Below are 9,013 nucleotides of genomic sequence, written 5' to 3' on the forward strand. Positions count from 1 at the left end.
GGCGGCCGCCCCCCCCCCCCCCCCCCCCCCCCCCCCCCCCCCCCCCCCCCCCCCCCCCCCCCCCCCCCCCCCCACGACGTGTCCCGGGGCACCGGCGCGCGCGGAACCCCGGGACGGCGCGGACCGTGATCAGGGTGTGGACACTCTCCGCACGCTGCTGAACCTGGTCTGGCTCCTCGTGCACGGCTGGATGCTGGCGCTGGCCTACGCCCTCGCCGGCGTCGTGGCCTGCCTGCTGGTGGTGACCATCCCGTTCGGTATCGCCGCGTTCCGGCTGGCCGGGTTCGTGGTGTGGCCCTTCGGGCGGACGACGGTGCGCGCGCCGGGCGCCGGGGTGGCCTCGGCCGTGGGCAACCTGCTGTGGTTCCTCGTCGCCGGGTGGTGGCTGGCGCTGCTGCACCTGGTCGCCGGGGTCGCGTTCTGCCTGACGATCATCGGCATCCCGTTCGGCGTCGCGTCGTTCAAGCTCGCCGCGATCGGCCTGTTCCCGCTGGGCAAGCGGGTGGTCGAGACGACGCCGCCACGCGACTGGATGCACGCCGGCAGCACCGTGGCGCAGCCCGCCCCGGTCCGCTGAGCCGGGTCACTCCCCCGGCTCGTCGGCCCAGCGGGCGAGGAACTCCTTCTCGTCCGGGCTGAGCCGGCGCGGCCGGTCGATCGAGAAGTCGAAGGGCACCAGCAGCGTGCTGCCGGTGACCGCGAGCCGCTCGTGGTCGAAGACCTCGTAGTGGCAGGTGAAGGAGGCCGCGCGCACGTCCGACACCCAGATCTGGACGTCGAGCGGGCGGGCCGAGTAGACGACCGGCCGCTTGTACCGGATCTCGTGCGCGGCGACGACCGTGCCGCGGCGCAGCCCGGTCCGCTCCTCCAGCGTCGCCCGCTCGAAGAACAGCGCCACGCGGGCCATCTCGAAGTACTGCAGGTGGACGACGTTGTTGACGTGGCCGTAGGCGTCCATGTCCGACCAGCGCATGGGGACCTGCACCGTGAACCGCACGCTGCGACACCCTGCCGTACCGCCGCCGACGGCGTCGACCGCCCCTCCCGCCGTGCTTCGTGCACACATCGCGGTCCGGAGCGCCCTCCGGCCGCGGTGTGTGCACAACCGGTGCCCGGCCCCCGCGGACGCCGGAGGCGTGCGCGTCGTCCTACCGTGCTCGGCGTGGACGGGTGGGACGACGGCACGCCGGGCGTCGTCGTGCTGCCCTCGGGACGCCGGGTCCGCGGTCGCGGCCTGCGGGCTCCGCTGCCCGCCGGGCCGCTCCCGACCTTCGGCGTCTACCTGCTGGGCCGGCCGCCGCCCGATCCCGGCTGGGAGAGCCGCTGGGTGCGCTGGCCGGACTTCCGGCTGCCCACCGAGCCCGAGGCGCTGCGCGCGGCGCTGACCGAGGCCTGGGGGCGGGCCGCGACCGAGCGGGTCGAGGTGGCCTGCGGCGGCGGGACGGGGCGGACCGGGACGGCGCTGGCCTGCCTGGCCGTCCTGGACGGCGTGCCGCCCGCGGAGGCCGTGGCGTTCGTCCGCCGCGCCTACCGACCCCGCGCGGTGGAGACCCGTCGCCAGGCCCGCTTCGTCGCCGCGTTCGGCGGCTGAGACGCCGACGACCGGCCGGAGCAGAGGGCTCCGACCGGCCGTCGGCGAGGTGCTGGAACGGCCTCCCTGCAGGAGCCCGCCGCGAGCCTGGGAGCGGTGGGGGGCAGGGAGGTCCTTCCTCAGTCGCGGGTGAGCTTGCGGTAGGTGGCCCGGTGCGGACGCGCCGCCTCGGGACCCAGCCGCTGCACCTTGTTCTTCTCGTAGTCGGCGAAGTTGCCCTCGAACCAGAACCACGTCGACTCGCCCTCGTAGGCGAGGATGTGGGTGGCCACGCGGTCGAGGAACCAGCGGTCGTGGCTGACCACCACGGCGCAGCCGGGGAACTCCAGCAGCGCCGACTCGAGGCTGGTGAGGGTCTCGACGTCGAGGTCGTTGGTCGGCTCGTCGAGCAGCAGCAGGTTGCCGCCCTGCTTGAGGGTCAGCGCCAGGTTCAGCCGGTTGCGCTCACCGCCGGACAGCACGCCGGCCGGCTTCTGCTGGTCGGGGCCCTTGAACCCGAACGCCGCGACGTAGGCCCGCGAGGGCATCTCGACGTTGCCGACCTGGATGTGGTCGAGGCCGTCGGAGACGACCTCCCACAACGTCTTCTTGGGGTCGATGCCGCTGCGGGTCTGCTCGACGTAGGAGACCTTGACCGTCTCGCCGACCTTGATCTCGCCCTCGTCCGGCTTCTCCTCGCCGACGAGCATCTTGAACAGCGTGGTCTTGCCCGCGCCGTTGGGGCCGACGACGCCGACGATGCCGTTGCGCGGCAGCGTGAACGACAGGTCGTCGATGAGGATGCGGTCGCCGAAGCCCTTGGTGAGGTCGTGGGTCTCGACGACGACGTTGCCCAGCCGCGGGCCCGGCGGGATCTGGATCTCCTCGAAGTCGAGCTTGCGGGTCTTCTCCGCCTCGGCGGCCATCTCCTCGTAGCGGGCCAGGCGCGCCTTGCTCTTGGCCTGCCGCGCCTTGGTGTTGGAGCGGACCCACTCCAGCTCCTCGGCCAGCCGCTTCTGCCGCTTGGCGTCCTTGGCGCCCTCGACCTTCAGCCGGGCGGCCTTGGTCTCGAGGTAGGTGGAGTAGTTGCCCTCGTAGGGGTAGGCCCGGCCGCGGTCGAGCTCGAGGATCCACTGGGCGACGTTGTCGAGGAAGTACCGGTCGTGGGTGACGGCGACGACGGTGCCGGCGTACTTCTCCAGGTGCTGCTCGAGCCAGGCCACGCTCTCGGCGTCGAGGTGGTTGGTGGGCTCGTCGAGCAGCAGCAGGTCGGGCGCCTCGAGCAGCAGCTTGCACAGCGCCACGCGGCGGCGCTCACCGCCGGAGAGGACGGTGACGTCGGCGTCGCCGGGCGGGCAGCGCAGGGCGTCCATCGCCTGCTCGATGCGGGCGTCGAGCTCCCAGCCATCGGCGTTCTCGATGACCTCCATGAGCTCGCCCTGCTCGGCCAGCAGCGCGTCGAAGTCGGCGTCGGGCTCGCCCATCGCCGCGCTGACCTCCTCGAAGCGGGTCAGGGCGTCGCGCAGCGGCTTGACCGCCTCCTCGACGTTGCCGCGCACGTCGAGCTCCTCGTTGAGCGGCGGCTCCTGCATGAGCATGCCGACGCTGTAGCCCGGCGAGAGGGTCGCGTCGCCGTTGGAGGGCTGCTCCAGACCGGCCATGATCTTGAGGACGGTCGACTTGCCGGCGCCGTTGGGCCCGACCACGCCGATCTTGGCGCCGGGCAGGAAGGACAGGGTGACGTCGTCCAGGATCACCTTGTCGCCGTGCGCCTTGCGGGCACGGACCATGGAGTAGATGTACTGAGCCACTGGGCGTTCGAGCCTTCCGTCGGTGCGCGGTGTCGATGCGCAGGGAGGGGCGGGCCGGTGCGTCTCGCCGGCCCGGCCCCCGTGCGTTCTCGGTCCCGATCCTCCCAGTCCGCGGACGGCTAGCGCAGCGCCGGTTCCGGCAGTGCGTCCAGCTCCTCGTCGGGTGCTCCGTCGAGCGTCCCGTCGAGGGGGGAGCCGACCGCGGCGGTGTCGGGGTCCACGACGTACAACGGCTCGATGGGGCCGGAGTAGTCCCGGTCCGCGGCGTGGGTCTCCTCGGACGCCGGCTCGTGCCGCGGGACCGCCTCCTCCGCGGCGGCCGCGGAGGTGCGCTGCGTGCGGCGGAACTCGGCGGTCCCGCGGGCGAGGTTGGGACCCACCGCGGCGGCACGGACGACCGGCCGGCTGCGGCGGCCGGTGTCGGACTCCCACTCGCGCGTGCGGATGGTGCCCACGACGACGACCGGGTCGCCCTTGCTGACGCTGTGCGAGACGTTGCCGCCCAACTCGTTCCAGCACTCGACGTCGACGAAGAAGGTGGCGCCGTCGACGAAGCCCTGCGCGGTGCTGTCGTAGCGCCGCTCGGTGGAGGCGACGCGGAAGTTGGTGACGCTGCCGTTCGGCGTGCGGACGCGGCTGGGGGACGTGACGACGTTGCCGGTCACGGTGATCTCGGTGGCGCTCACGGTGCTCCTCGGGTTCTCCCGGCCGGCACGGTGCCGACCCGGGGACGACCCTGGGCCCGCGACGCGGCCGGCGAGGGCGCGCGACCGCGGTTGTGGACGGCCGCGGCCCTGTGGACGCGCGGCGGCCGGGACGTCACCCCTCCGTGCCGCGGCGCACGCCGGCCCCGCGGGAGGTGTCATCATCGGGCCATCGAGCGCCCGTAGCTCAGCGGATAGAGCAGGTGCCTTCTAAGCACTTGGTCGCAGGTTCGATCCCTGCCGGGCGCGCCCGCCACCGCCACTTGACGTGGGCTGCAAGTCAGGTGAAAGGACGTCACAAGCAGGGCGCGGCACGGTGCTCCCGAGCACCCGGGACGGACCCGGGACCGATCGAGGAGCCCGCCATGACCCAGGTCCACGACCCCCGCCACTCCGGCCAGACCCCACAGGGCCACGGCCCGTACGCCCCGCCGCCCTTCCCCGCCCCCGGCGGCCCCGGCGTCCCGAACGGCTACGGCGCCGCCCCGGCCGGCTACGGCCAGCCGCCCGCCCCGCCGAAGAAGCGCACCGGCGCGATCATCGGCAGCATCCTCGCCGCCCTGGTGGTCGCCGGCCTCGGCGTCGGCGCCTTCTTCCTCTTCAGCGGCAAGGTCCTCGACACCGCCGAGGCCGAGCGGCAGATCGTGGCGCTCACCGAGGAGCAGGCCGGCGTCACCGTCACCGACGTCAGCTGCCCCGAGGACGTCGAGCTCGCCGCCGGCACCGTGTCCACCTGCACCGCGCAGGTGGAGGGCCAGGAGGTCAGCTACACCGTCGAGCAGACCGACGACGAGGGCAACGTGACCATCTCCAGCGACGCGGTCTTCGTCCAGGTGGCCGACGTCGAGGCCTCCCTGGCCGAGGAGTTCGCCGCCAGCACCGGCCTGGAGGTCGTCTCCTCCTGCGAGTCCGACCGCAGCGTCCTCGTCGCGGCCGACGGACTGCAGCTCGACTGCGTGGTCAGCGCCGCCGACGACCCGACCGACAGCGCCGCGATCATCGCCTCCATCGACGCCGCGGGCGACGTCTCCTTCGAGGCCGTGTAGTCCTCCCGCACCGACCGGCCTGGGCGCCGGGCTCCTCCAGGAGCCCGGCGCTCAGCGCTGTCCGGCGGGCGTCCAGCCGATGGCCGGCGCGACGTACCGGGCGACGTTCTCCAGCAGGGCGGCGTTGTACTCGACGCCGAGCATGTTGGGCACGGTGATCAGCAGCGTGTCGGCCTCGCGCACGGCGGCGTCCTTGGCCAGCTCCTCGGCGAGCCGGTCGGGCTCCCCGACGTAGCTCTTGCCGAACCGGGCGCGCACGCCCTCCAGCAGGCCCACCTGGTCCTCACCGGAGCGGTCCCCGAAGTAGGCGCGGTCGAGGTCGGACACGACCGGGACCACGCTGCGGCTGACCGACACCCGCGGCTCGCGCTCCCACCCGGCGGCGGCCCACGCGGCGCGGTAGCGCTCGATCTGCTCGGCCTGCAGCTCGTCGAAGGGCACGCCGGTGTCCTCCACCAGCAGCGTCGAGCTCATCAGGTTCAGCCCCTGCTCGGCGGTCCGGACGGCGGTGGCGCGGGTGCCCGACCCCCACCAGATCCGGTCGGCCAGGCCGGGCGACTGCGGCTGCACCGCCAGCCGGGCGCGGGTGCCGCCGGTCATCGCCGGGTCGGCCTCGACCACGCTCGCCCCGCCGACCGCGGCGAGGAACAGCGCCGTCTTCTCCCGCGCGAGGTCGGCGTCGGTGGTCCCCTCCGGCGGCACGTAGCCGAAGGCCTCCGAGCCGCGCAGCGCCGTCTCCGGCGACCCCCGGCTGATGCCGAGCTGCACCCGGCCGCCGCTGAGCAGGTCGGTGGCCGCGGCCTCCTCGGCCATGTACAGCGGGTTCTCGTAGCGCATGTCGACGACGCCGGTGCCGAGCTCGATGCGCGAGGTGCGCGCGGCCATCGCCGACAGCAGCGGGAACGGGGAGGACAGCTGCCGGGCGAAGTGGTGCACGCGGACGAAGGCACCGTCGAGGCCGAGCTCCTCGGCGGCGACGGCGAGCTCGACGGTCTGCACCAGCGCGTCGCGTGCGGTGCGGACCCGCGAGCCGGCGATGGGCTGCCAGTGGCCGAAGGAGAGGAAGCCGATGTGCTTGTCCACGGGGGGACCAGCGCGCGGGACCGGTGCCGGATTCCCGGCGGTCAGCGCGGCGGCAGCTGCTGGATCGCCCAGCCGTTGCCGTCCGGGTCGCTGAAGAACACGAACGACCCCCACGGGAGGTGCTGGACCTCGCTGACCTCCACGCCGCGGGCGGTCAGCTCCCGGTGCGCGGCCTCGACGTCGGGGACGACGACCTGCAGTCCCTGCACCGACCCGGGCGGCGTGTCGAGCAGGCCGGTGCCGATCGCGATCGAGCACGCCGAGCCCGGCGGGGTGAGTTGCACGAACCTGACCTCGTCGCTCACCCGGTGGTCGTGGTCGAGGTGGAAGCCGGCGCCCTCCGTGTAGAAGGTCAGCGCCCGGTCCACGTCGCTGACCGGCACGGCGACGAGCTCGAGCTTCCAGTCCATGACGCGCTCCTCCCTCGGGGAGGACCACCTTGTCCCCCGGCGGGGCCCACAGGCACCCCCCGGCGGGCACCCGGTGTCCGCGGGCGCGTGCGCCAGGACGCTGCGTGGTCGGGCGGAGGCGCTGCTCACGGGCACGTCCCACGCGTCCCGGGAGGACACCGGAGCCCCCGATGTGACGGAAAGTGACCGGTCGACCACGACATTCCGGGTACCGGTTCCGCGGTTCCGGCCGCGCCGTCGGCCACCCTGTCGAGGTGACTCTCAGCGCCTCCTCCGTGCCGCCGCCCCGGGCCGACCGGCCCGGCGAGGGCGCCGGCGCACCGGCGGGGACGAGGCTGCGGGCCATCGACACGCTGCTGGCCGACCGCGGCCAGATGTTCCGGGCCCTGTTCCTGTCCTCCCCCGTCCCCCAGGCCCTCGTCGACCTCGACGGCCACCTGCTGGTGGTCAACGACGCGCTGTGCGCGCTGGCCGGGCGCGGCATCGACGACATGGTCGGCCGGCACGTCGACCTGCTGGCCCACCCCGACGACGCCCCGCTGCCCGACGGCCCGGCCGGCGACGGGACCGAGCCGGGGCTGGACCCGTGGCTGCGCCAGGACGGTGAGCGCCGGCTGCGCCGCGCCGACGGCAGCGAGCTGTGGGTGCAGCAGTCGCACGACGTCGTCCACCGCAGCACCGGCGAGCCGCAGTTCGCCGTCCTGTCGCTGGTCGACGTCACAGACCGGCGGCGGGCCGAGGAGGACCTGGTCCGCCGGGCGTTCACCGATCCCCTCACCGGGCTGCCCAACCGCCGCGCGCTGACCGACCGGCTCGCCCACGCCCTGGCGCTCTCCCGCCGGCGCGGGCTGCAGGTGGGCCTGGTGCACCTCGACCTCGACCGGTTCCAGGCGGTCAACGACACCCTCGGCACCGAGGCCGGCGACCAGCTGCTCAGCCAGGTCGCCGACCGGCTGCGGTGGAGCACCCGGGTGGAGGACACCGCCGTCCGGCTGGGCGCCGACGAGTTCCTCATCCTCGCCGAGGACGTGGAGGACCTCGACGGGCTGCGGGCGCTGGCCGACCGGCTGCTCGCCGTCCTCGACGACCCTTTCCAGCTCGGCGGCCGCGAGATCGTCCTGTCGGCCAGCGTCGGGCTGACGCTCGGCTCCGACGTCGCCCCCGACGAGCTGCTCAAGCGGGCGCACAGCGCGCTGGCCCGCGCCAAGCGCGACGGCAGCCGGGCGCGCATCGAGGTGCACGACGGCGGCCTCACCGACGACGAGGTCGACCTGCTGCAGCTGGAGACCGACCTGCGCCGGGCCCTGGACGCCGACGAGCTGCGGCTGTTCTACCAGCCGATCGTCTCCCTCACCGACGAGACGCTGCTGGGCTACGAGGCGCTCATCCGCTGGCAGCACCCCACCCGCGGGCTGCTGCCGCCGGGCGCCTTCCTCGACGCCGCGGAGAACAACCGGCTGACCTCGCGGCTGGGCGCGTGGGTGCTCCGCCGGGCCTGCGACGACGCCTCCGGCTGGCCGTCCGGGCTGCGGGTGCACGTCAACGTCTCCGCCCGGCACCTGGCCGAGGAGGGCTTCAGCGACCTGGTCGCCGCCGCACTCGACGAGTCCGGCCTGCCCCCGGAGCGGCTGGAGCTGGAGATCACCGAGTCGACGGCGCTGTTCGCCGCCGAGGCCACCCTGCACGCGGTGCAGGAGCTGACCGCCCGCGGCGTGACGCTGGCACTCGACGACTTCGGCACCGGCTACTCCGCGATCACCGCGCTGCACCGGCTGCCGATCCACACCGTCAAGATCGACCGGTCCTTCGTCGCCGGCGTGGTCCGCGAGCCGTCGTCGGCGGCCCTGGTGCAGGGGCTGCTGCAGCTGGGCCAGGGCATGGGGCTGCAGGTCATCGCCGAGGGCATCGAGGACCTCGACCAGGCCGAGTGGCTGCGCCGGCACGGGTGCGCCATGGCGCAGGGCTACGCCTTCGGCCGCCCAGCGCCGCTGCCCAGCCGCGCCGACGCCACGGCCGCCGAGGCGCTGGTCGGGCAGGCCGCCGAGGAGGCCGCGGCGGTGCTCGAGGCGGTCACCGGGGAGCTCGAGGCCGTCGTCGACGACCTGCCCGTGGCCGGCGGCGACGGCAGCGACCTGCTGCCCTTCGACGACGAGCGCCCGCTCCCGCCGCGCCCGTTCCTCGTGGTGGTGGACGACCTGCCCGCCGAGGACCCGGGCGAGGACGCCGACGACGAGACCGACGACCAGACCGACGACGAGGCCCCCCGCTCCTGACCCCCTCGGGGGGGGGGGGGGGGGGGGGGGGGGGGGGGGGGGGGGGGGGGGGGGGGGGGGGGGGGGGGGGGGGGGGGGGGGGGGGGGGGGGGCGGGGGGGCGGGGGTGGGGGCCGC

The 9,013-nt window shown here is 74.6% G+C and carries 9 protein-coding genes and 1 tRNA gene; 5 read left to right on the top strand and 5 right to left on the bottom strand.

The annotated features are described in order from the left end of the window. Window positions 1–136: 136 nt before the first annotated feature. Window positions 137–577, top strand: a complete 441-nt coding sequence (locus ACI78U_RS24345) for a YccF domain-containing protein (RefSeq protein ID WP_456878025.1) — start codon at window positions 137–139, stop codon at window positions 575–577. A gap of 6 nt (window positions 578–583) precedes the next feature. Here ACI78U_RS24345 and ACI78U_RS24350 read toward each other — a convergent pair whose 3' ends face one another. Then, entirely contained in the window at window positions 584–997 is a 414-nt protein-coding gene (locus tag ACI78U_RS24350; RefSeq protein WP_456878026.1) for an acyl-CoA thioesterase, read from the bottom strand. A 165-nt stretch (window positions 998–1,162) separates the two neighbouring features. Here ACI78U_RS24350 and ACI78U_RS24355 point away from each other — a divergent pair, with 165 nt between their 5' ends. Continuing rightward, complete coding sequence (locus tag ACI78U_RS24355) at window positions 1,163–1,591, top strand: protein-tyrosine phosphatase family protein (RefSeq protein ID WP_456878027.1); 429 nt, start codon at window positions 1,163–1,165, stop codon at window positions 1,589–1,591. A 119-nt stretch (window positions 1,592–1,710) separates the two neighbouring features. Here ACI78U_RS24355 and ettA read toward each other — a convergent pair whose 3' ends face one another. Both ettA and ACI78U_RS24365 read right to left on the bottom strand, forming a co-directional pair. After that, a complete protein-coding gene (ettA, locus tag ACI78U_RS24360; protein WP_456878028.1) occupies window positions 1,711–3,381 on the bottom strand; it encodes an energy-dependent translational throttle protein EttA in 1,671 nt (556 codons plus the stop codon). A 119-nt stretch (window positions 3,382–3,500) separates the two neighbouring features. Continuing rightward, on the bottom strand, window positions 3,501–4,067 hold the full coding sequence (locus ACI78U_RS24365; protein WP_456878029.1) for a single-stranded DNA-binding protein: 567 nt from the start codon (window positions 4,065–4,067) through the stop codon (window positions 3,501–3,503). Window positions 4,068–4,261: 194 nt separating this feature from the next. On the opposite strand from ACI78U_RS24365, the gene ACI78U_RS24370 reads away from it, so the two are divergent. After that, window positions 4,262–4,334: transfer RNA gene (locus tag ACI78U_RS24370), tRNA-Arg, on the top strand. Between the two features lie 116 nt (window positions 4,335–4,450). Next, complete coding sequence (locus ACI78U_RS24375; protein ID WP_456878030.1) at window positions 4,451–5,131, top strand: DUF4333 domain-containing protein; 681 nt, start codon at window positions 4,451–4,453, stop codon at window positions 5,129–5,131. A 51-nt stretch (window positions 5,132–5,182) separates the two neighbouring features. Here the strand turns inward: ACI78U_RS24375 and ACI78U_RS24380 are convergent, their stop codons facing one another. Further along, window positions 5,183–6,214 carry an LLM class flavin-dependent oxidoreductase gene (locus tag ACI78U_RS24380; protein WP_456878031.1) on the bottom strand — a complete coding sequence of 344 codons (1,032 nt, stop codon included), beginning with the start codon at window positions 6,212–6,214 and terminating at the stop codon, window positions 5,183–5,185. 41 nt (window positions 6,215–6,255) lie between these two features. Then, window positions 6,256–6,624 carry a glyoxalase superfamily protein gene (locus ACI78U_RS24385; protein WP_456878032.1) on the bottom strand — a complete coding sequence of 123 codons (369 nt, stop codon included), beginning with the start codon at window positions 6,622–6,624 and terminating at the stop codon, window positions 6,256–6,258. 254 nt (window positions 6,625–6,878) lie between these two features. Here ACI78U_RS24385 and ACI78U_RS24390 point away from each other — a divergent pair, with 254 nt between their 5' ends. Beyond that, window positions 6,879–8,897 (top strand): putative bifunctional diguanylate cyclase/phosphodiesterase, encoded by a 2,019-nt coding sequence (locus ACI78U_RS24390; RefSeq protein ID WP_456878033.1) that lies wholly within the window; start codon window positions 6,879–6,881, stop codon window positions 8,895–8,897. Window positions 8,898–9,013 lie beyond the last annotated feature (116 nt).

This window comes from Geodermatophilus sp. SYSU D00710 (assembly GCF_054050195.1).

What these genes read in the sequence shown, in the direction of transcription:
- ACI78U_RS24375 (WP_456878030.1), top strand. Translation starts at nt 4,451, where the DNA reads ATGACCCAGGTCCACGACCCCCGCCACTCCGGCCAGACCCCACAGGGC.
- ACI78U_RS24385 (WP_456878032.1), bottom strand. Translation starts at nt 6,624, where the DNA reads ATGGACTGGAAGCTCGAGCTCGTCGCCGTGCCGGTCAGCGACGTGGAC.